This is a genomic window from Pseudomonas sichuanensis, assembly GCF_024749065.1.
GTDB classification, from domain to species: Bacteria; Pseudomonadota; Gammaproteobacteria; order Pseudomonadales; family Pseudomonadaceae; genus Aquipseudomonas; species Aquipseudomonas sichuanensis.
On the sequence record NZ_CP087185.1, the window covers coordinates 3,563,439 to 3,588,674 of the forward strand.

Annotated in this window: 24 protein-coding genes and 1 riboswitch; of the genes, 15 read left to right on the forward strand and 9 right to left on the reverse strand. The window is 64.9% G+C overall.

The window, feature by feature from the left end; genetic code table 11:
• Positions 1–22: 22 nt before the first annotated feature.
• Positions 23–1,231 carry a dGTP triphosphohydrolase gene (gene dgt / locus LOY51_RS15985; RefSeq protein WP_258642025.1) on the reverse strand — a complete coding sequence of 403 codons (1,209 nt, stop codon included), beginning with the start codon at positions 1,229–1,231 and terminating at the stop codon, positions 23–25.
• A gap of 174 nt (positions 1,232–1,405) precedes the next feature.
• On the opposite strand from dgt, the gene LOY51_RS15990 reads away from it, so the two are divergent.
• Complete coding sequence (locus tag LOY51_RS15990) at positions 1,406–1,885, forward strand: DUF2059 domain-containing protein (protein WP_125858933.1); 480 nt, start codon at positions 1,406–1,408, stop codon at positions 1,883–1,885.
• A 126-nt stretch (positions 1,886–2,011) separates the two neighbouring features.
• Positions 2,012–2,788 (forward strand): ParA family protein, encoded by a 777-nt coding sequence (locus LOY51_RS15995; RefSeq protein WP_125858934.1) that lies wholly within the window; start codon positions 2,012–2,014, stop codon positions 2,786–2,788.
• Between the two features lie 376 nt (positions 2,789–3,164).
• On the opposite strand, the gene LOY51_RS16000 is transcribed toward LOY51_RS15995, so the two are convergent.
• A complete protein-coding gene (locus tag LOY51_RS16000; protein WP_125464377.1) occupies positions 3,165–3,614 on the reverse strand; it encodes a hypothetical protein in 450 nt (149 codons plus the stop codon).
• 222 nt (positions 3,615–3,836) lie between these two features.
• On the opposite strand from LOY51_RS16000, the gene LOY51_RS16005 reads away from it, so the two are divergent.
• The 6 genes from LOY51_RS16005 to LOY51_RS16030 all read left to right on the forward strand — a co-directional run bounded on the left by LOY51_RS16005 (position 3,837) and on the right by LOY51_RS16030 (position 9,938).
• Complete coding sequence (locus LOY51_RS16005) at positions 3,837–5,003, forward strand: acetyltransferase domain-containing protein (protein ID WP_125858935.1); 1,167 nt, start codon at positions 3,837–3,839, stop codon at positions 5,001–5,003.
• A 26-nt stretch (positions 5,004–5,029) separates the two neighbouring features.
• Positions 5,030–5,227, forward strand: a riboswitch (cobalamin riboswitch).
• A 113-nt stretch (positions 5,228–5,340) separates the two neighbouring features.
• Positions 5,341–6,354 (forward strand): ABC transporter substrate-binding protein, encoded by a 1,014-nt coding sequence (locus LOY51_RS16010; RefSeq protein ID WP_125858936.1) that lies wholly within the window; start codon positions 5,341–5,343, stop codon positions 6,352–6,354.
• The gene (locus tag LOY51_RS16015) at positions 6,351–7,367 is read left to right on the forward strand and encodes a FecCD family ABC transporter permease (RefSeq protein ID WP_125464380.1); all 1,017 of its coding nucleotides are present in this window, start codon (positions 6,351–6,353) and stop codon (positions 7,365–7,367) included. The genes LOY51_RS16010 and LOY51_RS16015 overlap by 4 nt, the downstream gene beginning before the upstream one ends.
• Entirely contained in the window at positions 7,364–8,152 is a 789-nt protein-coding gene (locus tag LOY51_RS16020; protein WP_125858937.1) for an ABC transporter ATP-binding protein, read from the forward strand. Before LOY51_RS16015 ends, LOY51_RS16020 begins: the two co-directional genes overlap by 4 nt.
• Positions 8,153–8,169: 17 nt before the next feature.
• Complete coding sequence (locus LOY51_RS16025; protein WP_125858938.1) at positions 8,170–8,604, forward strand: pseudoazurin; 435 nt, start codon at positions 8,170–8,172, stop codon at positions 8,602–8,604.
• Positions 8,601–9,938 carry an OprD family porin gene (locus LOY51_RS16030; protein WP_258642029.1) on the forward strand — a complete coding sequence of 446 codons (1,338 nt, stop codon included), beginning with the start codon at positions 8,601–8,603 and terminating at the stop codon, positions 9,936–9,938. Before LOY51_RS16025 ends, LOY51_RS16030 begins: the two co-directional genes overlap by 4 nt.
• Positions 9,939–10,303: 365 nt before the next feature.
• Here the strand turns inward: LOY51_RS16030 and LOY51_RS16035 are convergent, their stop codons facing one another.
• From LOY51_RS16035 to LOY51_RS16050, 4 genes are all read right to left on the reverse strand, one after another.
• Entirely contained in the window at positions 10,304–11,155 is an 852-nt protein-coding gene (locus tag LOY51_RS16035) for a helix-turn-helix transcriptional regulator (RefSeq protein ID WP_110992827.1), read from the reverse strand.
• 102 nt (positions 11,156–11,257) lie between these two features.
• Positions 11,258–12,298 carry a gamma-aminobutyric acid-binding protein gene (locus tag LOY51_RS16040; protein WP_110992826.1) on the reverse strand — a complete coding sequence of 347 codons (1,041 nt, stop codon included), beginning with the start codon at positions 12,296–12,298 and terminating at the stop codon, positions 11,258–11,260.
• 220 nt (positions 12,299–12,518) lie between these two features.
• Complete coding sequence (locus LOY51_RS16045) at positions 12,519–14,009, reverse strand: aldehyde dehydrogenase (RefSeq protein ID WP_125858940.1); 1,491 nt, start codon at positions 14,007–14,009, stop codon at positions 12,519–12,521.
• A gap of 320 nt (positions 14,010–14,329) precedes the next feature.
• On the reverse strand, positions 14,330–15,241 hold the full coding sequence (locus LOY51_RS16050) for a LysR substrate-binding domain-containing protein (protein ID WP_125858941.1): 912 nt from the start codon (positions 15,239–15,241) through the stop codon (positions 14,330–14,332).
• 95 nt (positions 15,242–15,336) lie between these two features.
• Here LOY51_RS16050 and LOY51_RS16055 point away from each other — a divergent pair, with 95 nt between their 5' ends.
• The 5 genes from LOY51_RS16055 to LOY51_RS16075 all read left to right on the forward strand — a co-directional run bounded on the left by LOY51_RS16055 (position 15,337) and on the right by LOY51_RS16075 (position 21,042).
• The gene (locus tag LOY51_RS16055) at positions 15,337–16,428 is read left to right on the forward strand and encodes a tartrate dehydrogenase (RefSeq protein ID WP_125464387.1); all 1,092 of its coding nucleotides are present in this window, start codon (positions 15,337–15,339) and stop codon (positions 16,426–16,428) included.
• 261 nt (positions 16,429–16,689) lie between these two features.
• Entirely contained in the window at positions 16,690–18,288 is a 1,599-nt protein-coding gene (locus LOY51_RS16060; protein ID WP_258642036.1) for a BCCT family transporter, read from the forward strand.
• A gap of 194 nt (positions 18,289–18,482) precedes the next feature.
• Entirely contained in the window at positions 18,483–19,604 is a 1,122-nt protein-coding gene (locus LOY51_RS16065; RefSeq protein ID WP_125858943.1) for an aromatic ring-hydroxylating oxygenase subunit alpha, read from the forward strand.
• Positions 19,605–19,671: 67 nt separating this feature from the next.
• Positions 19,672–20,646 carry a PDR/VanB family oxidoreductase gene (locus tag LOY51_RS16070; RefSeq protein WP_125858944.1) on the forward strand — a complete coding sequence of 325 codons (975 nt, stop codon included), beginning with the start codon at positions 19,672–19,674 and terminating at the stop codon, positions 20,644–20,646.
• Between the two features lie 78 nt (positions 20,647–20,724).
• Complete coding sequence (locus tag LOY51_RS16075) at positions 20,725–21,042, forward strand: DUF2388 domain-containing protein (RefSeq protein WP_258642039.1); 318 nt, start codon at positions 20,725–20,727, stop codon at positions 21,040–21,042.
• Between the two features lie 140 nt (positions 21,043–21,182).
• On the opposite strand, the gene LOY51_RS16080 is transcribed toward LOY51_RS16075, so the two are convergent.
• Positions 21,183–21,986, reverse strand: coding sequence for a helix-turn-helix domain-containing protein (locus LOY51_RS16080; RefSeq protein ID WP_258642041.1), 804 nt, complete (start codon positions 21,984–21,986; stop codon positions 21,183–21,185).
• 111 nt (positions 21,987–22,097) lie between these two features.
• Between LOY51_RS16080 and LOY51_RS16085 the strand changes: the two genes are divergently transcribed.
• Together LOY51_RS16085 and LOY51_RS16090 are read left to right on the forward strand one after the other, a co-directional pair.
• On the forward strand, positions 22,098–22,409 hold the full coding sequence (locus LOY51_RS16085; protein WP_125858946.1) for a DUF2834 domain-containing protein: 312 nt from the start codon (positions 22,098–22,100) through the stop codon (positions 22,407–22,409).
• The gene (locus tag LOY51_RS16090; RefSeq protein ID WP_125464394.1) at positions 22,406–22,819 is read left to right on the forward strand and encodes an MAPEG family protein; all 414 of its coding nucleotides are present in this window, start codon (positions 22,406–22,408) and stop codon (positions 22,817–22,819) included. The genes LOY51_RS16085 and LOY51_RS16090 overlap by 4 nt, the downstream gene beginning before the upstream one ends.
• Here the strand turns inward: LOY51_RS16090 and LOY51_RS16095 are convergent.
• Together LOY51_RS16095 and LOY51_RS16100 are read right to left on the reverse strand one after the other, a co-directional pair.
• A complete protein-coding gene (locus LOY51_RS16095) occupies positions 22,816–24,012 on the reverse strand; it encodes an MFS transporter (RefSeq protein ID WP_258642045.1) in 1,197 nt (398 codons plus the stop codon). The two genes, LOY51_RS16090 and LOY51_RS16095, sit on opposite strands and share 4 nt — an antisense overlap.
• A 274-nt stretch (positions 24,013–24,286) precedes the next feature.
• Positions 24,287–25,186 carry a LysR family transcriptional regulator gene (locus LOY51_RS16100; RefSeq protein ID WP_125858949.1) on the reverse strand — a complete coding sequence of 300 codons (900 nt, stop codon included), beginning with the start codon at positions 25,184–25,186 and terminating at the stop codon, positions 24,287–24,289.
• Positions 25,187–25,236: the final 50 nt, after the last annotated feature.

Consider the following 25,236-nt stretch of genomic DNA (forward strand, 5'->3'; position numbering starts at 1 on the left):
CGCCCCCAGGGCCTGACTCACTTCAATCAAAGTAATAACGATCAAGGCTGCCCTTGCCGAAGTACCGCTCGTACTCTTGGATCGCGTAGAGGTCCATCATTCCAGCAATGTAGTCGGTCACCACGCGTTGCTGGCTGTCATTGATCGTGCGTAGTTCCGGCGGCAGAAGCATGTTGTTCTTGTTGTACTGCGGGTCGCTGTAGACCTCGAACAGCTTTCTGATTACCTGCTCGCCCTTCTTTTCGTACAACTGCACATCCTTTTTTCGCAGAATTGCTTTGAAAAGCAGTTTCTTCAGGCCCTCAGCCAACTTGGCGTGTTCTTTGTAGCCCAATTTGCCGTCGACCAGTCCGATATCGGAACAGAGGATGTGAACGATCTTGGAGGTCAGCTCCTTTTTCAGCACCATGGCGTACTCTTCCGAAGTGCCTAATCGCTTAGCCTGCATGGCATCGGTTTGAACCTCCTTGGCCAAGGTCTCGATAACTGGGTAGGCCTCGCAGAAACGCTCGCTGATTTTGAATTCATGAAGAATCTCGCCAAGGCTGATCAGGCCGAAGCTCAAGGCATCCTCAAGGTCGTGAGCGGCGTAGGCAATCTCGTCGGCCAGGTCCATGATTTCGGCGTCGATGCTTTTCACGATTTGTAGGTCGTGCTCTTGCAACTCGGCACTGAGGAACGCGTAGTCATCGTCATAGAGGAATTTCTTCGGATTGCTCCGGCGCAAATGAAAATACTTGGTCACCGCCATGAGTGTGCGTACGTTCAAGTTCAGGCCGTCGTAAGCATGGTGCTTGCGCTCCAGGGTGCGCAGGATGCGAAACGCCTGAGCGTTGCCCTCATAGCCTCCACACTCACTGCAAAGTTCGTCGAGCACGGTCTCGCCATGATGGCCGAACGGGGGATTGCCAATGTCGTGAGCCAGCGCAGCCGCCTCGACGACCACGGTTTCCTTCATGTCCAGATCGCTGGCAATAGAGCGGGCAATTTGGGCTACCTCAAGACTGTGGGTCAGGCGATTGCGATTGAAGCGCCCCGCATCGATTCCCAACAACTGCATCTTGCCTTGCAGGCGTCGGAACGAGGATGAGTACAAGATTCGCGCATAATCTCGCATCAATGCCTGGCGCCCAGTCGAACGTCCATGGTCAACAGCATGGACGCGGTATTCCAGTACCGCGACCCGCGCTTCCTGCTCCTTGGCATAGTCAATAACTTCTCTGTCGTACATGGCCTCGTCCTTTCATCCAATGTTATCTCCGAAGGACATAACTAGATGACCACGTAAAAGTCGTCAAACAACTTTATGTTTGCCGCAGACGTCTTCCTTGCTTTGATCCCAATGCACCTGTCCAGATCGCATGCAGTACACTCGCACCTTCACTGCGCCCAAGGCCCCTGCCCCATGCCCCGCTTGCCAAGACTGCTGTTGCCCCTGCTGCTGCTCACCGCCCTCGCCGCCTGCGACCAGGCACCCAGCCGCGACGAAAAGATCCGCTCCAGCCTGCCCCTGCAGGAAGCCTACGAGCACAACATCGGGCGCATGGCGCAGCTGTTGGCCGTAACCCACCCCAAGCTGCCCGAAGAACAGATCAAGACGGTACTGCGCAAGCACCTGACCGTCGAGGACCAGCGCCAGGACCTGTATCGGCTCTACAGCGAAAAGAACTTCGACGATGGCGAATTCGACACCATCGTCGCCGCCACCCGCGACCCGGCCAAGGCCAAGGCGCTGGGCGAAACCGATGAAGGCAAGCGGCTGAGCGAAAAACTGACCGCGCTGATGCGCGAGAGCGCCAGGGACCCGAAAGTGCAGGCCTTGGTCGAAGCGCGCATGCAAGAGGTCGAGGACGAACTCCAGGCGTTGCAGCAAGCCGCTCCATGACAGTGGCGCTTTACGCCCTGATGCACGACGCAGGCGGGACATGTAACAAGCCTTGTCTTAAAACTGTCACCTTTCGGTCATAGGATTGACCCCGATCTGCCATTTCCCCTCAAGGATGATTCAGCCATGCGTCGTGTCGTGTTCAACCAGAAAGGCGGTGTAGGCAAGTCCAGCATTGCCTGTAACCTGGCCGCTGCCAGTGCCGCCGAGGGCTATCGCACCCTGCTGGTGGACCTCGACCCTCAGGCCAACGCCACCTTTTACCTGACCGGCCTGGTCAACCACGACATCCCGGCGGGCATCGCCGATTTCTTCCGCCAGACCCTTGCCCCCGCGCCGGCCACCGGCAAGAAGCACCGCGTGGCCATCACCGAAACCCGCTACGCCAACCTGCACCTGATCACCGCCAGCCCCGACCTAGCCGACCTGCAAGGCAAGCTGGAGAGCAAGTTCAAGATCAACAAGCTGCGCAAGCTGCTGGTGGAGCTGTCGGCGGACTACGAGCGGATCTACATCGACACGCCACCGGCGCTGAACTTCTACACCTTCAGCGCCCTGGTGGCCGCCGAGCGCCTGCTGATCCCCTACGACTGCGACAGCTTCTCGCGCCAGGCGCTGCTTAACGTTATGGCCGAGGTCGACGAACTGCGCCAGGACCACAATGCCGCGTTGCAGGTTGAAGGTGTGGTGGTCAACCAGTTCGCCGGGCGCACCGCCCTGCACCAGACCCTGGTCGACCAGTTGCGCGGCGAAGGGCTGCCGGTGCTGCCGGTGTACCTGAGCAACTCGATCAAGATGCGCGAGTCCCATGAAGCGGCCGTGCCCCTGGTGCACCTGGCGCCGCGCCACAGGCTGGCGCAGGAGTTTGTCGAGTTGCTGGATGTGCTGGAGCGGGCGGCGTGAGGGGGGTGTGGGGGTTCAAGTGGCCGACTTAGTCGCGCGTGTGGGCGGGCAGGCGTAGGGTGGTAATTTTGCAGCGCTCTCAAGATCGAGCGCCGCCCGCGCGGCGCTTCGCGGGTAAACCCGCTCCCACAGTTTATTTCGGGCCAATTATTCCTGTGAAAGTACCGGTGCCTGCCTTGGTGCATGCCTTGAGTCATGTGGGGCGGCGGCAACGCCCACACTGAAACCGCGTCGTACCAACAAGGCGGACCAGGTAATGGCACAGGAAAGACTGGCCCGAAACAAACTGTGGGAGCGGGTTTACCCGCGAAGCGCCGCGCGGGCGGCGCTCGATCTCATAGGCGCTGAAGATACCCAGCCGAACACACAGCAGCCCCTACCACCGCCGCCCCTGATCACGCTCACCGCTACCACCGCTGTAACGCGTGTCCTGCCCGCCCTGAATATTCGACCGACTACTGGAAGAGCTGCCATCGCTGTAGCGCGTATCCTGCCCACCCTGAATATTCGCCCGGCTGCTGGAAGAGCGGCCATCGCTGTAGCGCGTGTCCTGCCCACCCTGGATGTTCGAGCGACTACTGGAAGAACTGCCGTCGCTGTAGCGCGTATCCAACCCACCCTGAATATTCGAGCGGCTGCTGGAGCGGCGCCCGTCGCTGTAGGTGGTATCGAAGCCGCCCATGATATTGGCGCGGCTGGTTGAGGTAGTGCCGTCGCTGTAGCGGCAATCCTCGCCGCCCTGGATGTTCTTGCGGCAGCTGTCGGCCAGGGCCGAGGCGCACGGCAACGTCAGCAATGAGGCCAGTAGCAGATGGGTGGGTTTCATGGCAGTCCTTGTCGGCAAATTACATTCAGCATCACGCGGCCTGCATGTATCCACCAATGCTCGCTAAAGCACAAGTGTCTCGAGCAGGCCAATCGCCACTAGATGGCACTCGCTCCAGGCGGGCATGCAGATTTACCCACCCAAGCCTCTGTTCAGCTCAAGCCAAATAGTTATAAGATAACGTTTCATTTGACATTCATTCCTGCCTGCGACCCCTTGCCGATGACCAGCGCCACCGCCTCCCCCACCCTGATCACCCAGCGCCTGCAGAGCATCGATGCCCTGCGCGGCCTGGTGATCCTGTTCATGCTGCTCGACCACGTGCGCGAAACCTTTTTCCTGCATCGCCAGGTCAGCGACCCGATGAGCATCGACGCCACCGACCCCAGCCTGTTCGCCAGCCGCACCCTGGCCCACCTGTGCGCGCCGGTGTTCGTGCTGTTGACCGGGCTGTCGGCCTGGCTGTACGGCGAGAAGTACCAAGGCCGCAGCGACGTCTCGGCATTCCTGTTCAAGCGCGGGCTGTTCCTGGTGGCGCTGGAGTTCACCCTGGTCAACTTCGCCTGGACCTTCCAACTGCCGCCGAGCGTGATCTACCTGCAGGTGATCTGGGCCATCGGTATCAGCATGATCGCCCTGTCGCTGCTGGTGTGGCTGCCGCGCCCGGCACTGCTGGCGCTGGGTGCGCTGATCGTGGCCGGGCACAACCTGCTCGATGGCCTGCATTTCGGCCCGGAGTCGGCGCTGCACGTGCCCTGGGCGATCCTGCATGACCGTGGCTGGCTGCAAGCGACCGACAGCCTGCGCCTGCGCACCTCCTACCCGGTGCTGCCGTGGATTGGCGTGATCGCCCTGGGTTATGGCCTGGGCCCGTGGTTCGCCCGCACCAGCAATGCCGCCGAGCGCCAGAACCGTTTGCTGTTGGCCGGCACCGCCGCACTGCTCGGTTTCGCCGTGCTGCGCCTGCTCAACGGCTACGGCGAAGCGCCGTGGAACAGCTACCCAAGTGTCACGCAAACCCTGATGAGCTTCTTCAACATCACCAAATACCCGCCGTCACTGCTGTTCCTCGCCCTTACCCTGGGCACCGGCCTGTTGCTGCTGCGCGGCTTCGAGCGCGCAGGGTCCGCCCGCTGGATCAGCATGCTGGCGGTGTTCGGCGCCGCACCGATGTTCTTCTACCTGCTGCACCTGTACGTGCTCAAGCTGCTTTACCTGGCCTGCGTGGCGCTGCTGGGCCTCAACCACGGCGACTATTTCGGCTTCGACGGCATTGCCGCGGTGTGGCTGAGTGCCGTGCTGCTGGCTGCGGCGCTGTACCTGCCGGTGCGTGGGTTCGCCCGCCTTAAGGCACGCCGGCGCGACATCGCCTGGCTCAAATACCTGTAAAGGCGTTTTCACCCGGCGGGTGATGGTCTACCATGCCGCCCGCCGGTTTCCACTCGGAATTAATAGGGAATCCCCAGGCCGCCACACGCGCGCCAAAGGGAACTGCCCCCGCAACTGTAGGTGCCGAGCCCGCGCCATCGATGCCACTGGACCTTGTGTCCGGGAAGGCTGGCGCAGGGCCAGGACGCACCAGTCAGGAGACCTGCCGGCACATGTTCACCAACCGGCGGGGTGTCCGGGATGGCCATCCGTTAGTTGCCTCGGGCGCCCTGCCCGAAGCCTGGCGATGCCTGTCCGTGCTCATTCCGTGCACCCTTCGACAGGAGATCGCCCGACCATGCTGCCCCGTATCGCCACCCTGCTCGCCGCCATGTCGCTGACCGGCCTGGCCCAGGCCGCCGCCACGCACTACCCGCTCACCGTCGAAAACTGCGGCGTGCCGCAAACCTTCGCCCAGGCGCCCGCGCGCGCCGTGACCATCGGCCAGGCCGGCACCGAGATGCTCTATGCGCTGGGCCTGGGCGACAAACTGGCCGGCACCTCGCTGTGGTTCAACAACGTGCTGCCCGAGTTCAAGACGCAGAATGACAAGGTCGAGCGCCTGGCCGACAACGACCCCAGCTTCGAAGCGGTGGTGGGCAAACGCCCGCAACTGGTGGCCGTACAGTTCGAATGGATGGTCGGCGCCCAGGGCGTGGTCGGCACCCGCGAGCAGTTCGCCGAGCTGAAGATCCCCACCTACCTGCTGCCGTCCGACTGCGAAGGCAAGGACAACCTGGTCGGCGCCGACGGCACCCGCCTGCAGCCGTTCAAGGTCGAGACCATCTACAAGAGCGTCAGCCAGCTGGCCGAGATCTTCGACGTGCAGGACCGTGGCACGGCGCTGAACGCGCAACTCAAGGGCCAGCTGGAGCATGCCAGACAGCAACTGGCCGGCAAGGACCTTGCCGGCACCAGCGCACTGTTCTGGTTCTCCAGCGCCGACCTTGAGATCGACCCCTACGTCGCCGGCCGCCAGGGCGTGGCCGACTTCATGCTGCAGACCCTGGGCGTGCGCAACGTGGTCGAGTCCAGCGAAGAATGGCCCACCGTGGGTTGGGAAACCCTGGCCAAAGCCAACCCCACCTGGCTGATCATCGCCCGCATGGACCGCCGCCGCTTCCCCGCCGACGACTTCCAGAAGAAGCTCGAATTCCTGCGCAGCGACCCGGTAACCAAGAACATGGACGCCGTGAAAAACGGCCGCATCATAGTCCTCGATGCCGACGCCATGCAGGCCGGCATTCGCCTGTTCCGTGGCCTTGAGCGGTTGTCCGCAGCCTTCGCCAACGGCCAAGCGCCACAACCATGAGCCGCCTGCTGCCCCTCGCCATTGCCGCGCTGGCCGCCCTGCTGCTGGCCATGCTCGCCGGCATCGCCATCGGCGAAACCCGCCTGAGCATCGACCTGGTCTGGCAGGTGCTGGCCAACCAGCTGTGGCAGGCCGGCCACGCCCTCGACCCGATCGACGCCGGCATCGTCTGGAACTACCGGCTGCCGCGCACTCTGGTCGCCGCCGCCTGCGGCGCGGGCCTGGCCACTTGCGGCGTGGTGCTGCAGGCGTTGCTGCGCAACCCGCTGGCCGAGCCCTACTTGCTGGGCCTGTCCGCAGGCGCCTCGACCGGCGCCGTGGCGGTCGGCCTGCTTGGCCTGGGCGGCGCAGCGCTGTCGCTGTCCGGCGGCGCCTTCATCGGCGCGCTGGCGGCGTTCGGCCTGGTGCTCTTGCTGTCGCGCGCCAGTGCCAGCAGCCACAACAACGCCCAGGTGATCCTGGCAGGCATTGCCGGGTCGCAACTGTTCAACGCCCTGACCGCCTTCCTGATCACCAAGTCGGCCACCGCCGAGCAGGCGCGCGGCATCCTGTTCTGGCTGCTGGGCAACCTCAGCGGCGTGCGCTGGCCGTCGGTGTGGCTGGCACTGCCGGTGGCCGTGCTTGGCCTGGCGGTGTGCCTGTGGCACCGCCGTGCACTGGACGCCTTCACCTTCGGCGCCGATTCCGCCGCCTCGCTGGGCGTGCCGGTACGCCGCACCCAGTTGCTGCTGATCAGTTGCACGGCGCTGGTGACCGCGGTGATGGTGTCGATCGTCGGCGCCATCGGTTTCGTCGGCCTGGTCATCCCCCACGCCCTGCGCCTGCTGCTCGGCCCCGGCCACAGCCGCCTGCTGCCGGCCAGCGCCCTCGGGGGCGCGCTGTTCCTGATCGTCGCCGACATCCTTTCGCGCACCCTGATCGCCGGCCAGGTGATCCCCGTGGGCGTGGTCACCGCGCTGATCGGTGCACCGGTGTTCGCGCTGATCCTGGTCAGCCGCCGGGGGCGCCCATGACCGTGATGAACTCGCTGGAAGTCGCCCCGCTCGCCTGCCAAGGTTTGAGCCTGCGCCTGGGTGACCGCGAGGTGCTGCAAGGTATCGACCTGGCCGTGCGCCCCGGTGAAACCCTCGGTATCGTCGGCCCCAACGGCTCGGGCAAATCCACCTTGCTCAAGCTGCTCGCCGGCCTGCGCACGCCCACCACGGGCAAGGTGCACTTGCTCGGGGAACCCTTGGCGACACTGCCACGCCGGCGCATCGCCCAGCAGCTGGCACTGGTCGAGCAACAGGCCGACACCCAGGACGCCATCAGTGTCTTCGAAGCCGTGGCACTGGGCCGCACACCCTGGCTCTCGGCATTGGCGCCCTTCGGCAAGGCCGACCGCGCCATCGTCGAGCAAGCCCTGGCCGATGTCGACGCCAGCCACCTCAGCCAGCGCATCTGGCGCGAGCTGTCCGGTGGCGAACGCCAGCGCGTGCACATCGCCCGCGCCCTGGCCCAGCGCCCGCAACTGCTGCTGCTCGACGAGCCGACCAACCACCTGGATATCCAGCACCAGCTGAGCCTGCTGCAACAGGTCCAGGCGCTGCCGGTGACCACCCTGGTGGCCCTGCACGACCTCAACCAGGCGCTCACCTGCGACCGCCTGGCCGTGCTCGACCAGGGCCGCCTGGTGGCCCTCGGCAAGCCCGAAGCCGTACTCACCCCAGAGCGCCTGCTGAGCACTTTCGGCGTACACGCCCACTACCTAACCGATCCCTTCGACGGCGCGCGCATCCTGCGTTTTCGCGCCCCCTGAACCAGGAAGTTCCGCCCATGCCGCCCCGCTCCGCCGCCCTGCTGCTTGCCGCCTTGCTGACCACCACCGCCACCCAGGCCGAGGTGTTCGAAGTGAAGATGCTCAACCGCGGCGCCGAGGGGGCGATGGTCTACGAGCCGGACCACCTGCGCATTGCCCCGGGCGACACCGTGCGCTTTCTGCCGACCCAGGCCGGGCACAACGCGGCGAGCATTCCTGGCCTGCTGCCGGCAGGCGCCGAAGCGTTCAAAAGCAAGCTCAACCAGCCGTACGAATACACCTTCAGCCAGCCCGGGCTGTATGGCATCCAGTGCATCCCGCATCTGGCGATGGGCATGGTGATGCTGGTGCAGGTGGGCGAACCCACGCCGGCGCAGTTGCCAGGCGCCCTGCCCGCCCGCGCGGCCAGCCGCCTCGCCGCGCAGCTGCAAAAGCTGGAGGCCGCGCAATGAAACCGCTGTTCATCGCCCTGCCGCTGCTTGGCCTCAGCCCGCTGGCCCTGGGCGAATCTGCCCAGTCCAAGGCCAATGGCATCGTCGAAGACAGCAGCTGGAGCCTGCTCAACCGCACCGTCTACGACCAGCGCGACTACCGCAACGGCGGGCGCAACAGTGCCGCGCGCAACGCCTACAAACCCCGCGCCGAACGCAGCGGCAAGGCCGAGGAATGGGCCTACGGCCTGATGGGTACATTCAGTTCCGGCTTCACTCAAGGCCTCATCGGCGTGGGCGTCGATGCCCATGCCTACCTTGGCGTGCAGCTCGACAGCGGCGGCGGCCGCGCCGGCAAGGCGCGCCTGCTGGCCATCGACAACGACGGCCACCCCAAGAGCGAATACAGCCGGGGTGGCGCGGCGGTCAAGCTGCGCGCCTCCAACACCGTGCTGGCCTACGGCGAGCAACGGGTCAAGACCCCGGTGTTCAGCTCATCAGACAGCCGCCTGTTGCCCGAGACCTTCACCGGCTGGTTCCTCACCAGCAACGAGATCGACCGGCTCAAGCTGGTGGCCGGGCACTTCAACGAAGGTACCGACCGCAATGCCTCCAGCCACGATCAAGGCTTCGTGGTGAACTACTCCAACGGCCGCCAGGGCAACAGCTTCGACCTGGCAGGCGCCGTGTGGAACCCGACCGCCAACGTCAGCGCCAGCCTGTACAGTTCCCGCTACCAGGACACCTGGAACCAGCACTACCTCGGCAGCACCCTCAGCCACGCCTTCGACGACCAGCGCAGCCTGAGCCTTGACCTCAACCTGTACCGCACCACCGACACTGGCAAGGCCCTGTCCGGGCGCATCGACAACACCACCTGGAGCCTGGTCTCGCGCTACGCCCAGGGCCCGCACGCGTTCAGCCTGGGCTGGCAGCAGGTGGACGGCAACACGCCGTTCGACTACGTCAGCCGCGGGGCGATCTACCTGGGTAACGCCGTGCAGTTGTCGGACTTCAATGCGCCGAACGAGAAGTCGTGGCAGGCCAGGTATGACCTGAACATGGGGGCCTATGGCGTGCCGGGGTTGAGCCTGACGGCCTTGTATGTGCGTGGGTTCGATATCGATGGCACCCATGTCGATCCGCGTGGGGGGTATGCGTATCTGGGGTATGGCAAGGATGGCAAGCACTGGGAGCGGGACCTGGAGGCGCGCTATGTGGTGCAGAGTGGGGCGGCCAAGGGGGTGGCGGTTTCGCTGCGGCATAACGTGCACCGGGGGGATACGGCGCAGGCGGAGCTGGATGGGGATCAGATTAGGGTGGCGGTGGAGTGGCCGATCAGCGGGGGGTTCTGAGGGTCCTTTGACGACCGGATGTGGGCCACCAAGTGCAGGGCGACAGATGTGCAGCGCCCTCAAGATCGAGCGCCGCCCGCGCGGCGCTTCGCGGGTAAACCCGCTCCCACAGTTTGTTTCGGGCCAGTCTTTCCTGTGCCATTACCTGGTCCGCCTTGTTGGTACGACGCGGTTTCAGTGTGGGCGTTGCCGCCGCCCCACATGACTCAAGGCATGCACCAAGGCAGGCGCCGGTACTTTCACAGGAATAATTGGCCCGAAACAAACTGTGGGAGCGGGTTTACCCGCGAAGCGCCGCGCGGGCGGCGCTCGATCTCATAGGCGCTGCAAAAACACCGGCGAACCTCAGCGAACCTCAGCGAACCTCACCGCCTGCGCCGCAGATAGCTCTCCAACGGATCCTTGCTCAACCCTTCCTGGGCCTGGGCCACCGAGGCGATGAACAGCGAGAACAGCTCCGACTGCTTGGCGATGTCCAGCTTGCTGTACACATGCTTGCGGTGGGTCTTGACCGTGTCCTCGCTGATCCCCAGCCGTTCGGCCAGCGAGCGGATGGAATGCCCGCGCAGCATGTACTGGGCCACCAGGCACTCGCGCTCGGTCAACAGCGACGAGCCGAACTGGGTCAGCGCGGCGTTGATCTGGCGCCCCAGCGCACTTTCGAAGCGCCCTCCCAGCGCATCCGCATCCAGGTCCCCCCAATGCCGGCGCACCACGGCCAGCACCCAGGGGGCGATGCGCTTGAGTTCGTCGACCTGCTGCCGGCCCAGGCGGCGGGTGCTGGCCAAGGCCACGGCGATGGTCAGCTTGGGCCCCAGGGGCACGATGTAGTTCAGCTCATCCTCGAGCCGCGCATGCTGGTAGAACGACACGTAGTATTCGCTGCGCTTGAAGTGGTCCGGTGCCACATCGCTCAGTCGGTAGCAGCCTGGGGCAATGCCCTCGATGCAGGCCCGGTAGAACGGGCACAGCAGGTAGAAGCCTTCCAGGTACTTGCCGATGCTGCCCTCGGGCATCCACGGCCCCTCCTCGTCCCGCTCGAACAAGGCCGAAGGCAGCCCTTGATGGGGGAACAGGAACACGGTGATGGCGTGGGAAGGCGCCAGGTAGTTCAGCGCGGCGAACAGCGACTCGACGAACGCCGACGTGCCGATGCAATCGACCACGTGGGCGATCTGCTCGAACCACTCTGCGGATTGAAGGCGGTCTCTGCTCATCTGCTTGCCTCTTGAATCGGAAAAAGCCGTTGCATCGCTGCAACGGCGTTTCCCATCTTTCCATGCCCGGGGCGGGCTCACCAGCGTGCAGTTACGCGGGGGTCAGCGTGCCGCCCAGGCATTGAAGCGCTCTTCCAGCTCTTCGCCGTGGTCGACCCAGAACTCGGCGTTCACCAGTTGAGCCTCGGCCAGGTTGGCCGGGGCCGTTGGCAGTTGCTGCTGGATGTCGGCCGGCAATGCATTGACCGCATCGGTACGCACCGGGCCGTAGGGAATGTGGCTGGAGAAGGTTTTCTGCGTGGCGGCTTGGCTTGCGAAGGTGATGAACTGCTGCGCCAGCTCCTTGCTCTTGGAGCCGCGCACGATGGCCCAGTGGTCCGGATCGTACAGGCTGCCTTGCCAGACGATGCCAAGCTTCGAGCCGTCCTTCTGCGCCGAGGCGATGCGCCCGTTGTAGGCGGCGGACATCACCACATCACCGGCCACCAGCCATTGCGGCGGTTGCGCGCCGGCCTCCCACCACTGGATGTTCTGCTTGATCTGGTCGAGCTTTTTGAAGGCCCGGTTGACCCCCTCTGGCGTGCCCAGCACGGTGTACAGGTCCTGGCGTGGAACGCCATCGGCCAGCAGCGCGACCTCGAGGGTGTACTTGGCGCCCTTGCGCAGCCCGCGCTTGCCCGGGAAGCGCTGGGTGTCCCAGAAGTCTGCCCAGGAGGTCGGCCCATTGGCGAGCTTCTGGGTGTTGTAGGCCAGCACCATGGACCAGACATAACTGGCCACGCCGCACTCGCTCACGGTACCGGGCAGGTAGTTGGCCTGGTCGCCCAGCAGGGCCGGGTCGATGCGCTCGAACAGGCCCGCCTCGCAGCCGCGGATCAGCTCGGGGCTTTCGACCTCCACCACGTCCCAGGACACATGGCCGACATCGACCATGGCCTTGACCTTGGAAAGTTCGCCGTTGTATTCGCCGGCCACCACCTTACCTGCCCCACTCTGCTCGAAGGGCTGGAAGTAGGCGGCCTGCTGCGCGGCCTTGGTGGCGCCGCCAAAGGAGATGACGGTGAGGCTGGAGGTGCCGGCAAGGGCGGGAAGACTGGCAGCGGCGAGCACTGCAAGGCTGAGTGACGCGGTGATGGTACGCATGGAAACTCCCTCACGATTTATGGTTGTGTGTATCGAGGCAGTTGGGCCAGTCGGCCCGAGCCCGCAGTGCCTTGCGGCTTGCGGGGGATATCTTGTTGTGGGTGGTTCGTGGTGCATGGCTGGACAGCGGTGGCGCCTTCAAGATCGAGCGCCGCGCGGGCGGCGCTCGATCTTCCAGGCGCAACACATCCAAAGGCCAACACCTCCCAGCCCCAACCCCTTACCGCAACTGGAACCAGGTGGTCTTCAACTGCGTGTACTTGTCGAACGAGTGCAGCGACAGATCGCGGCCGAACCCGGATTGCTTGCCGCCACCAAACGGCACCGTGGTATCCAGCGCATCCATGGTATTGACCGAAACCGTACCGGCCTTCAGCGCCTTGGCCACACGGTGGGCGCGGTTGAGATCGTCGCTCCACACCGACGCAGCCAGCCCGTAGATGCTGTCATTGGCCAACTGCACCGCCTGCTCTTCGCTGTCGAACGCGCTGACGGCCAGCACCGGCCCGAAAATTTCATCGCGGGCAAGGCGGCTATCACTGCTGACGTTGCCGAAAATCGTCGGCGTGATGAAGTTGGACGAACCATTGAAAGTCAGTTGCTCGCCACCGCTGAGCAACGTCGCGCCCTCCTCATGCGCCTGGCCGATCGCCCGCACAATGCGCGCGGTCTGCTCGCTGTCGACGATCGCGCCGGCGGCACTGGCCGGATCGAGCGGGTCGCCCGGCAGCCAGGCCTGGGCCTTGGCGATTACCCGTTCAACGAACTCGTCGTGGATCGAGCGCTGCACGTACAGCCGCGAGTTGGCCGAGCACACCTCACCCTGGTTGAAGAAGATGCCGAACGCGGCCTTCTCGGCGGCCAGGTCAAGGTTCTGGCAATCGGCGAACACCAGGTTCGGGCTCTTGCCGCCGCACTCCAGCCACACCTGCTTAAGGTTCGACTGGGCCGAGTACTGCATGAAGTACTTGCCCACCTGGGTGGAGCCGGTAAACACCAGGCAATCGACGTCCGGGTGCAGCCCCAGGGCCTTACCGGCCTGCTCACCCAAGCCCGGCACCACGTTCAGCACGCCCTCGGGGATGCCCGCCTCCAGTGCCAACTGGCCGAGGCGCAGGGCCGAGAACGGCGACTGCTCGGCGGGCTTGAGCACCACGCTGTTGCCGGCGGCCAGGGCCGGCGCCAGCTTCCAGGCGGCCATGTCCAGCGGGAAGTTCCACGGCACCACGGCGGCAATCACGCCCAGGGGTTCGCGGGTGATGGTGGCCAGCGCATTGGCGGCGGTGGGCGCGACCTGGTCGTAGACCTTGTCCAGCGCCTCGCCGTACCAGGCGAACACCCCGGCCGCGCCGGGCACGTCGATGTTGTAGGCATCCATCACCGGCTTGCCCATGTTCAGCGAGTCCAGCAGCGCCAGTTCTTCGCGGTGCGCCAGCAGCAGGTCAGCCAGCTTGATGAGGATTTTCTTGCGCTGGGTGGGGGCCATGCGTGCCCAGGGCCCATGCTCGAATGCGCGGCGGGCGCTGCGCACGGCCAGGTCGACTTCGACTTCAGCGCAGGCCGCCACCCGGGCGAGCAACTGGTTGGTGGCCGGGTTGATGGCGTCGAAAGTCGCCCCCGAGGAGGCCTTCACCGAGTGGCCGCCAATCAGGGCGGTGTCGATGAATGTTTGGCGGTTGGCCCGCTGCTGCCAGAAGGAAAGGTCGAACACGCTGCGCTCCCACATCGACCGCGTTCGCGGTCAGTTGTTATTAATGTGAGCCGATGGTGCGCCACTCTGGACGGCGGGAAAATTAGTAAAAATGTTCTCCAGACCTATGAAAAAGCTCTCTAGGCTCTGTACGAAAAGTATGGTCATCCATCGTTGTGGGAGCGGGCTTGCCCCGCGATCTGCCGCAACGCGGCAGCAAAACCTGGATTCGCGGCGTCTTTGACACTATTTGATATCGGGTATAGGAGCGCTTCGCACTCCATCGCGGGGCAAGCCCGCTCCCACAAAACTTTTCGTACAGTGCCTAGCCTCACCAGCCCTCAGTCCGGCAAGCGATAGCGCTCGGCAAAGTACTGGCGGAAGAACTCCACCGCCACCCGCACCTTGGCCGAGCCGGCCAGCGGCGCGGTGTACACCGCCCAGATGTCCGCCGCCTGCTGGTAGTCGGGCAGCACCTGCACCAGCCGCCCGTCTTCGATGCTGTCGTGAACATCCCACCATGAGCGCAGCAGGATGCCCCGCCCGTCCAGGCACCACTGGTGCGCCACCTCGCCATGGTTGCTCGACAGGGCGCCGGTCACCCGCACGCTCTCCTCGCCTTGCGGGCCTTCAAGGTGCCACAGCCCGAACGGGTGGTCGCGCTCCTTGATCACCAGGCAGTCATGGCTGGCCAGGTCCGCCAACACCTTGGGCGTCCCTCGCTCGGCCAGGTAGCCGGGCGCTGCGCACAGCACCCGGCGGTTGCGCGCCAGCGGCTTGGCGATCAGGTGCGGGGCGATGACGTTGCCGACGCGGATGTCCAGGTCCACCCCTTCGGCGATCAGGTCCACCAGGCGGTCGTGCACGTCCAGGCGGATGTCCAGCCGTGGGTAGCGTGCCGCCAGCTCCGACAAGGCCGGCGCCACGAAGCGCCGGCCCAGGCCCAGGCTGCTGGCGATGCGCAATTGCCCGGCGGGCTCGCGCTGGCCGGCGTTGAGGTCGTCGCCCATGCGTTGCAGGGTCTCGAAGATCTGCTGCGCCCACTGGTAGACCCGCTCGCCCTCTTCGCTCACCGTCACCCGCCGGGTGGTGCGGTGCAGCAGGCGCACCCCCAGGCTCTCTTCGAGCAGGCGGATGCGCTTGCTGACGAACGCCGCCGACATGCCGCGCTCGTCCGCCACGGCGGCAAAGCTGGCGCGGCGCGCTACCTGCAGGAAGATATCGAGGTCGTCGAGGTTCGGCAGATTATTCACGATTCGTGCACCAAGAATTGATCGAATAGCGGATTATCTCCGCAGCGCGCCCTTATAGCATGAGTGCATCCTCCCTGAACACGAGATGCGCCCCCATGACCAAGACCTTCAAAATCGCCGCCATCCCCGGCGACGGCATCGGCAACGAAGTCCTCCCGGAAGGCATCCGCGTGGTCGAGGCCGCCGCCCGCAAGCACGGCCTGAACCTTGAGATCGAATTCTTCGAGTGGGCCAGCTGCGACTACTACCTGGCCCACGGCAAGATGATGCCGGACGACTGGTTCGAGCAGCTCAAGGGCTTCGATGCCCTGTATTTCGGCGCCGTCGGCTGGCCGGACAAGGTCCCGGACCACATCTCGCTGTGGGGCTCGCTGCTCAAGTTCCGCCGCGACTTCGACCAGTACGTCAACATCCGCCCGGTGCGCCTGTTCCCCGGCGTTCCCTGCCCGTTGGCCAACAAGCAGCCAGGCGACATCGACTTCGTGGTGATCCGCGAGAACACCGAAGGCGAATACTCGTCGCTGGGTGGGCGCATGTTCGAGAACACCGAAAATGAATTCGTCCTGCAGGAGTCGGTGTTCACCCGCCGTGGCGTCGACCGCATCCTCAAGTACGCCTTCGAAGTCGCCCAGACCCGCGAGCGCAAGCATGTCACCTCGGCCACCAAGTCCAACGGCATGGCCGTGAGCATGCCCTACTGGGACGAGCGCACCGCCGCCATGGCCGCGCACTACCCCGAGATCAGCTGGGACAAGCAACACATCGACATCCTCTGCGCGCGCTTCGTGCTGCAGCCGGAGCGCTTCGACGTGGTGGTGGCCTCCAACCTGTTCGGCGACATCCTCTCCGACCTGGGCCCGGCCTGCGCCGGCACCATCGGCATCGCGCCGTCGGCCAACCTCAACCCTGAGCGCAAGTTCCCGTCGCTGTTCGAACCGGTGCATGGCTCGGCGCCGGACATCTACGGGCAGAACATCGCCAACCCGATCGCGATGATCTGGTCGGGTGCACTGATGCTCGAGTTCCTCGGCAAGGACGGCGACGACGCCCGCTACCAGGCCGCCCACGACGACATCCTCAAGGCCATCGAAACCGTGATTGCCAATGGCGACACCACCCGTGACATGGGCGGCAGCCGCTCGACCCAGGACGTGGGCAAGGCGATTGCCGAGTTGCTCGGCGCCTGACCTGTCGGCCCTTTCGCGGGTAAACCCGCTCCCACAGGTCTAGTGCAGGCCTTGTGGGAGCGGGTTTACCCGCGAAACAGACGAAACCAATCATCCGGATTGTCCGACGATTCTATTGCCACTCGCCCAGATTCAATGCAGAATCTGTTAACCAAAAGATATTTGTTATCTATTAGTTAACAGAAAGGAAAAACAACACCCGATACGGACTTCCCAACGCCTGACTCCAACTACAAAAAAAAATGCCCCTGGAGACAATTGATGTCCCCCAACAATAAAAAGATTGATGTGTTCCTGATTGCCGTGAGCCTGGTTGCCGTGCTGCTCACCATGATCGGCCTTGCTGCCTTTCCCGCACAAGCGGAAAGCCTCGCCAACCAATTGTTCGAAGTGGCCACCCGCACCTTCGGTACCAGCGTTCAGGTCCTGGTGTTCGGCAGCTCGCTGGCGGTGCTGTATCTGGCCTTCAGCAAGTACGGCAACATTCGCCTGGGTGCCGGCAAGCCGGAATACTCCACCACCACCTGGGTGTTCATGTTCATCTGCGCCGGCATGGGTTCCTCGACCCTGTACTGGGGCGTGATGGAGTGGGCCTACTACTACCAGACCCCCGGCCTGAACATCGCGCCGATGTCGGCCCAGGCGCTGGAATACAGCGTCAGCTACTCGTTCTTCCACTGGGGTATCAGTGCCTGGTCGATCTACGCCCTGGCCTCGCTGGCCATGGCCTACCACTTCCATGTGCGCAAGAAGAGCGGCCTTAACCTGGCATCGGTGATCGAAGCAGTCACCGGCTTCAAGGCCACCGGCCCGGTCGGCCGCGCTGTCGACCTGATCTTCCTGCTGACCATGATGGGCGCGCTGACCGTATCCCTGGCGCTCACCGCCTCGACCCTGACCCGTGGCCTGGCGGACCTGGCCGGCACCCCCAACACCTTCACCGTGCAACTGCTGGTGATCGGCGCGGTGGCGCTGCTGTTCTCGCTGAGCTCGTACATCGGCATCGACGGCGGCCTGCAGCGCCTGTCGAAGATGGTCTGCGTCGGCGCCCTGCTGTTCGCCGCCGTGGTGCTGCTGGTCGGCCCGACCCAGTTCACCCTGAACAACACGGCCAACTCCATCGGCCTGATGCTGCAGCACTACGTGCAGATGAGCCTGTTCACCGACCCGGCCGGCGACGGTGCCTTTACCCGCAACTGGACGGTGTTCTACTGGCTGTGGTGGGTGTCCTACGCGCCGGGGGTGGCCATGTTCGTCGCGCGCGTGTCGCGCGGCCGGTTGATCAAGGAAGTGGTGTTCGCCCTGCTGCTGGGCGGCAGTTTCGGTTGCTGGTTCTTCTTCGGCGCGCTGGAAAGCTACAGCATGCACCAGTTCATCAACGGCCAGATCGACGTACCCAAGCTGCTCAGCACCGCCGGTGGTGAAGCGGCGGTGACTGACCTGCTGCTGGCCCTGCCGTGGGGCACGCTGTTCCTGGCGGCGTACCTGTTCATCATGGCGGTGTTCTGCGCCTCGCACATGGACGCCGCCGCCTACGCCGTGGCCGCCACCAGCACCCGCAACCTGCGTGAAGGCGAAGACCCGAGCCCCACCCTGCGCCTGTTCTGGTGCGTGGTGCTGACCCTGGTGCCGCTGGCCATGCTGTTCGCCAAGGCGTCGCTGTCGACCATGAAGACCGCCGTGGTGCTCACCGCGATCCCGTTCATGGTGATCCTGCTGGTGAAGATCTACGGCTTCTTCAAGTGGCTGGCGGCCGACTACGGCCAGGTACCGGCGTACCGCATCGAGGAAGAGGCCACCCGCCTGGCGGGTGAGGAGCCGCAACAGCAAGCGCCACGCAGCGCAGCGGCGGTGCACTGAAACGAAAACCTGTGTCGCCCTATCGCCGGCAAGCCGGCTCCCACAATGTCCGCAGCGCTACATGACCCTGTGGGAGCCGGCTTGCCGGCGATAGGGCCACAATCAACAACCTTGAATTCAGATCCATTCAAATTTTTTTGCCCAGCTTGTTAACCAATAGATACGCGTTAACCAATAAGAACCGAGATAGAGCCATGAACGATTTCAAACGCCTGCCCGCCGATTTCTGTGCCAACCCCGAAGTGGCCTTCACCTTGCCGGCCAAGTTCTACACCCAGGCCGCGGTGTTCGAGCACGAGAAGGAAGCGATCTTCGCCCGCAGCTGGATCTGCGTCGGCCACCGCAGCGAAGTCGCCGAGAAGAACGCCTACATCACCCGCCAGGTGATCGGCGAAAGCATCATCATCGTCCGTGGCCGCGACGACGTGCTGCGCGCGTTCTACAACGTCTGCCCGCACCGTGGCCACCAGTTGCTCGAAGGCAGCGGCAAGGCCAAGAACGTCATCACCTGCCCGTACCACGCCTGGGCCTTCAAGCTCGACGGCGAGCTGGCCCACGCCCGCAACTGCGAGAACGTCGCCAGCTTCGACAAGGACAACTCCAGCCTGGTGCAGCTGCGTGTCGAAGAGTACGCAGGCTTCCTGTTCATCAACATGGACAACGACGCCGCGCCCGTGGAAGACCAACTGCCAGGCCTGCAAAAGCGTATGCGCGAGGCCTGCGCGGTGATCGACGACCTGCACCTGGCGGCACGCTTCGTCAGCGACACCCCGGCCAACTGGAAGTCGATCGTCGACAACTACCTGGAGTGCTACCACTGCGCCCCGGCCCACCCTGGTTTCTCCGACTCGGTGGACGTTGGCCAGTACAGCCACAGCCTGCACGGCAACTGGACCCTGCAGTACGGCCTGGCCAAACCTTCGGAGCAGTCGTTCAAGTTCGATGAATCGGTCAAAGACCCCTCCTTCGCCGGCTTCTGGGCCTGGCCGTGCACCATGTTCAACGTGCCGCCAGGGGCCAACTTCATGACCGTGATCTACGAGTTCCCGGTCGATGCCGAAACCACCCTGCAGCACTACGACGTGTACTTCCTCAACAAGGACATCACCGAAGAGCAGCAGAAGCTGATCGACTGGTACCGCGAAGTGTTCCGCCCGGAAGACCTGCGCCTGGTCGAGAGCGTGCAGAAGGGCCTGAAATCCCGCGGCTACCGTGGCCAGGGCCGGATCATGGTCGATGCCCAGCGCAGCGGCGTCAGCGAGCACGGCATTGCCCACTTCCACAACCTGATCGCCGTCGCCCACCTGGACGACTGAACCACCCCCGTTAGCTGTCCCGCCCCGCGCCAGGGCCTGGCGCGGGGCTTCGTTGTCGAGGTATGCCATGGCCAAACAATACGAAATGTTCAAGGTGCGCGTGACCGAGGTGGAACAGGCCACGCCGCAGATCAAGCGCTTTACCCTGGCCCGCAGCGACGGTGCCGCCCTGCCCGCCTTCACCGGCGGCAGCCACGTCATCGTGCAGATGCAGTCGGCCTGCGGCGGCCAGTTCAGCAATGCCTATTCGCTGATGAGCGACCCGCGCGCACTGTCCAGCTATCAGATTGGCGTGCGCCTGGAAGAGCAGTCCAAGGGCGGCTCGGCGTTCATGCACCAGCAGGTCGAGGTGGGCAGCGAGCTGACCATCTCCACCCCCAACAACCTGTTCGCCCTCGACCCCGGCGCCGGCCGCCATGTGCTGATCGCCGGCGGCATCGGCATCACGCCGTTCCTGGCGCAGCTGCATGAGCTCGAAGGCAGCAGCACCCCCTACGAGCTGCACTATGCCTTCCGCGCGCCCGAGCACGGCGCCTTCCAGGCTGACCTGCAAAGCGGCCCGCATGCCGACAACACGCGGTTCTACATCGACAGCCTCGACCGCAAGCTCGACCTGGCCGCCCTGTGCGCCGGCCTTGCCGACGATGCCCACCTTTACGTATGCGGGCCCAAGCCGCTGATCGACGCAGTGATCGCCACCGCCGCCGCCGCCGGCATCGCCGAGTCACGGGTGCACTGGGAACAGTTTGCCGCAGCAGCACCGGCCGCAGGCGCCGCCTTCACCGTGGTGCTGGCCCGCTCCGGGACCGAGTTGCAAGTCGAGGAAGGCATGACCATCCTCCAGGCCATCGAAAAGTCCAAGGCCGCCAAGGTCGAGTGCCTGTGCCGCGAAGGTGTGTGCGGCACCTGTGAAACGGCGATTCTCGAAGGCGAGGCCGAGCACTTCGACCAGTACCTGAGCGATGAGGAAAAGGCCGCGCAGCAGACCATGATGCTGTGTGTGTCGCGGGCGAAATCGGCGCGCATCGTGCTGGATCTGTGAACGGAACTCCTCCCACCCTTGGCGCTCTTAACATCATGCAGTAATACCCCTGGGCTTTACCTTCGCGGAGGATTCACCATGCGCCACTTACTGCTTGTTCCCTCGCTGCTGCTTCTTCTGCCTGCCGGTGCCGCCCTGGCCAAGGTCGATGCCGGTGATGTCGCCACCTCCGCGGGGATCTCCGCGTCGCTCTACTCGACCTTCAAGGACGACAAACGGATCATCCCCGCCCAGGACGAGCTGACCGCCTTCATCGCCAGCGGCGGTGCCATCCGTGGCGTTTACCTGGAGTCGGCGTTGGCGCAGGCACGCCAGGCCAACCCTGGCCTGCAGGCCAGCGACGAGGAACTGGCCAGGGCGCTGCTGTCGCAGGATGATCCGGTCGCGCATCACTGACCTGCGCCTGCAAAGGTGCCGCTCTGCGGCCCAATCGCCGGCAAGCCGGCTCCCACAGGTATCTCAATCCCCCTGTGGGAGCCGGCTTACACTGGCATCTCAATCCCCCTGTGGGAGCCGGCTTGCCGGCGATTGGGCCTTCAGGAAAACGCTGAACAGGCCTCGCGCATGACTTGCCAGGTGCGCGCATCCGCCGGCACCAGGTGCTCGATGCGCAATGACTCGACCGTAATGTCCTGGGGCATGCCAAAGGTGGTGAAAGTCGACATGAAGGTCAGCTCGCCCTGTGGCGACGCCAGGCGCGTCAACAGCAGCGGCGGCAATACGCCCTGCGCAGGTTCAAGCTCGCCTGGCAGCGCCATCTGCGCCAGGCGCTTTGCCAATACCGGATTGCTCAGCGACTCCTGACGGGCACGGTGCCAACCCACCGCACGAATCTCTTCGGCATTGAGCAAATAGTCACCCAGCCCGCCGGGCGCAAACAGCATGGCCAGCATGTTCAACCCCTCCACCTGCGACGGCGGCAGCCCAAGCAAGGCAAACAGCGCGGCCGTCGCACTATTGGCCGCCAGCACGTCCCAGTTACCGTCGATAACGATTGCCGGTGCGGGGTTGTTGGCCTGCAACAGGTGCTCCATGGCATCGCGCACGGCCGCCAGCGCCGGGGCATCCAACGGCGAGGCCTGGTAGCGCGGCGCCAAGCCTGCGGCGAGGAACACCTCGTTGCAGCGCTCCAGTGGCGCATCCAGCGCGCTCAGCAGGGCATGCAGGGTGGCAATGCCTGGCCGCGCCCGACCGGTTTCGATGCAACTGAGATGACGCTGCGAAACGCCGGCACGCAGGGCCAGCTGCATCTGGCTGAGCCCGGCCTGGCGGCGCAACTGGCGCAACGGCGAACCTGCGGTGGACGTTGGCCGGGTGGGGTGAAAGGTGGAATTGTCCATGGGCTGAGCCTGCGAATGTTCAGGTGAGTCGTCCATGACCTCTGAGGTCATTGCTGGGCTGGGACCCTATCACTAGTGTTCGGGCATCGAAACCACCTCGGAGCTCCCACCATGCGCAAACCCTGGCTGGCACTCGCCACCCTGATCGCCTTGACCCTCTACACCTGCTGGACCATGGCCCATGCCGAACAATCGTTGCTGGCCTTCGGGCTGCAACTGATCAGCAGCCCGGACACTCTGCAGGTGGTCATCGACCTGTACCTGATGGCGGCGCTGGCCTGCCTGTGGATGTGGCGCGATGCCCAGCGCCATGGGCGCCCGGGGCGCAGTGTGCTGCCCTACTGCCTGCTGACCCTGGTGTTCGTTTCGATCGGCCCGCTGCTGTACCTGGTCGTGCACGGGTTCAGAGGCCATCGGCCATGATCACGGTGTTCGCCGCCAGTGTGTTGCTGCTGTTCCTCAAGATGCTGGCGATCTCCTGCTACCAGGGGTATTACCGCTTGCGTCACCTGACCTTCGTCAACGCCGAGGATGCCGCCGTGCTGGGCCGCACGGCCGCGGCCCAGGAGCGCCCCGAAGTACGCCGCGCCGCCCAGGCCTGGGCCAATGACCTGGAGAACATCCCGCTGTTCTTCGTGCTCGGCGGCCTGGCAATCACCCTGCACACACCTGAGCTACCGACCATGATGTTGTGCGCATTGTTCACCGCTGCCCGGCTGGCCCATACCCTGGCCTACCTGGCGGCCTGGCAACCCTGGCGCACACTGGCATTTGCCGTTGGCCTGGGCTGCCTGCTGGGGCTGGCCGGGATGATCGCCGCCCGCCTGTGCTAGCGCTGCCGCGCCAGCAGGAAGGCGCCCAGCCCCAGCACCGGCAAAGCCGCGCCCAGCAACGCCACGCCCACCCAGCCGAAGTGCGCATACACCCCGCTGGCCAGCGCCGAACCCACAGCCCCGCCCAGGAAGATGCTGGTCATGTACAGCGCATTGAGGCGCCCGCGGCTGGCGGGGTCGAGCGCATAGACCTCGCGCTGGCCGATCACCATGTTCATCTGCACCGCAAAGTCCAGCAGCACCCCGGTCAACCCCAGGCCGATCACGCTCATGCCCGGCGTGGTCAGGCCCAGCAGCAAGGCCAGCGGCGCCAGCCCCATTGCCAGCAACGAAGCCTGTCGGCCATGCCCGGCATCCGCCAGGCGTCCGGCCAGCGGCGCGGCCACCGCCCCTATGGCGCCAACCAGGGCGAACAACGCGATCTGGCTTTGCGACAGGCCATGCTCTGCGGCCAGGGCCAGCGGCACCGCTGTCCAGTACAAGCTGAAGGCGGCAAACATCAGCGCCTGGTACAGCGAGCGCTGGCGCAACAACGGGTAGCGGCGCAACAGTACCAGCAGCGAGGCCATCAGCCCGGCATAGCTGGCCTTGTGCTCGGGCTCCCGGCGCGGCAGGGTCAGGGCCAGCAACAGGATGATCGCCAGCATCACACCCGCCGCGCCGATGAACACCATGCGCCAGCCGAAATGATCGGCCACCAGGCTCGACAACGGCCGGGCCAACAGGATGCCCAGCAACAGGCCACCCATGATGTTACCCACCACCCGCCCGCGCTGGTGCTCGGGCGCCAGGTGTGCGGCCAGCGGCACCAGCATCTGCACCGCCACCGAACTGAAGCCGATGAGCAAGGCATAGGCCAGGAACAGCTGGCCCTGGCCATGGCCGCTGTTGCCGGCCAGCAGCAGGCTGACGGTCGCCAGCACTGCGGTGGCGATCATCAGCTTGCGGTTTTCCACCAGGTCAGCCAGCGGCACCAGCAACAGCAGCCCGAGGGCGTAGCCCAGCTGGGTCAGCGAGACGATCCAGCTGGCGTGCGCGGCGGACAGGCCCAGGTCAGGCGCGATCAGCCCGACGATGGGCTGGGCGTAGTAGATGTTGGCGACGATGGCGCCGCAACAGAAGGCCAGCAGCGTCACCAGGGCGCGGCTCAGGCCGGGCGCTGACGGCTGGGCGGCAGCGACGGAAAGATTCATGGGGGTAGCCTCGCTAAGCGATGGAGAAGTGCGGGCATGGTGCCGGGAAGCAGCGCGCGGCAGAATCCGTCGGCAACGCAACAAGGCTTTGCGCCCCGCGCAACGGCTGGGCTCTGTACGAACAGTTTTGTGGGAGCGGGCTTGCCCCGCGATGGAGTGCGAAGCGCTCCTTTACCCAATATGTATGGACTTGAGACATCGCTGCCGCGTTGCAGCAAATCGCGGGGCAAGCCCGCTCCCACAACGATGGATGAACTTACTTTGCGTACAACGGCTAGGGCGCCAGCAATGTCTCACAGAACGCAACGAACGCATTCACCCGCCGCGACCCGCGGTGGTTGGGCAGGTATAGCGCGTTGATGGTGGCGCTGGCAGCGCCCGGGCTCACCTGCCAGTCGGCGAACAGCCGTTGCAGGCGCCCGGCCGCAACATCCTCGCGCACCAGCCAGTCGGCCAGCAGCGCCACGCCGCTGCCGGCGATGGCGGCCTCGCGCAGCAGGTCGGCGTTGGCGCTGCGCAACGGGCCGGTAACGTCCAGCTCCAGGCGCTGTTCACCTTGCTGCAGACGCCAGGGCCGGGCCGACTGGCCATAGCGAAAGCGCAGGCAGGCGCGGGTGCTCAGTTGCCGAGGGTCGTCCAGCGCGGGGCCTTGGGCCACATAGGCCGGGCTGGCCACCAGCCAGCGCTCGAACTGGCCCAGCCGACGGCACACCAGCTCGTCGCTGGGTGCGGGTTCGCCGAGGCGGATGGTCAGGTCATAGCGGCCATCGAGCAGGTCATCGAAGCGGTCGCTGAGGTCGATGTCCAGTTCCAGGCCTGGATGGCGGGCCAGGAAGGCGCCCAGGTGCGGGGCGATCACCCGCCGGCCGAACTCCACCGGCAGGCACAGGCGCAGCACGCCGACGGGCTCCTCGCCACGGTCGGCGACGCTGGCATCGGCCTCGGCCAGGGCTTCGAGAATGTCACGGGCACGCTGGTAGTAGGCGGCACCGGCCTCGGTCAGGCTGACCTGGCGGGTCGAGCGGTTGAGCAAGGTGGCGCCCAGTTCGCTTTCCAGCGCATCGACCAGGCGCGTCACCGACGAGGTCGCCACCCCAAGCCTGCGTGCTGCGGCGGAAAACCCCTGGGCCTCGACGGTCGCCATGAACACCTTGAGCGCCAGCAGCTTGTCCATGGCAGTTTTCCCTGGGGCAAAGCCAGGAACCTTCCTACAATCAGGCCCTG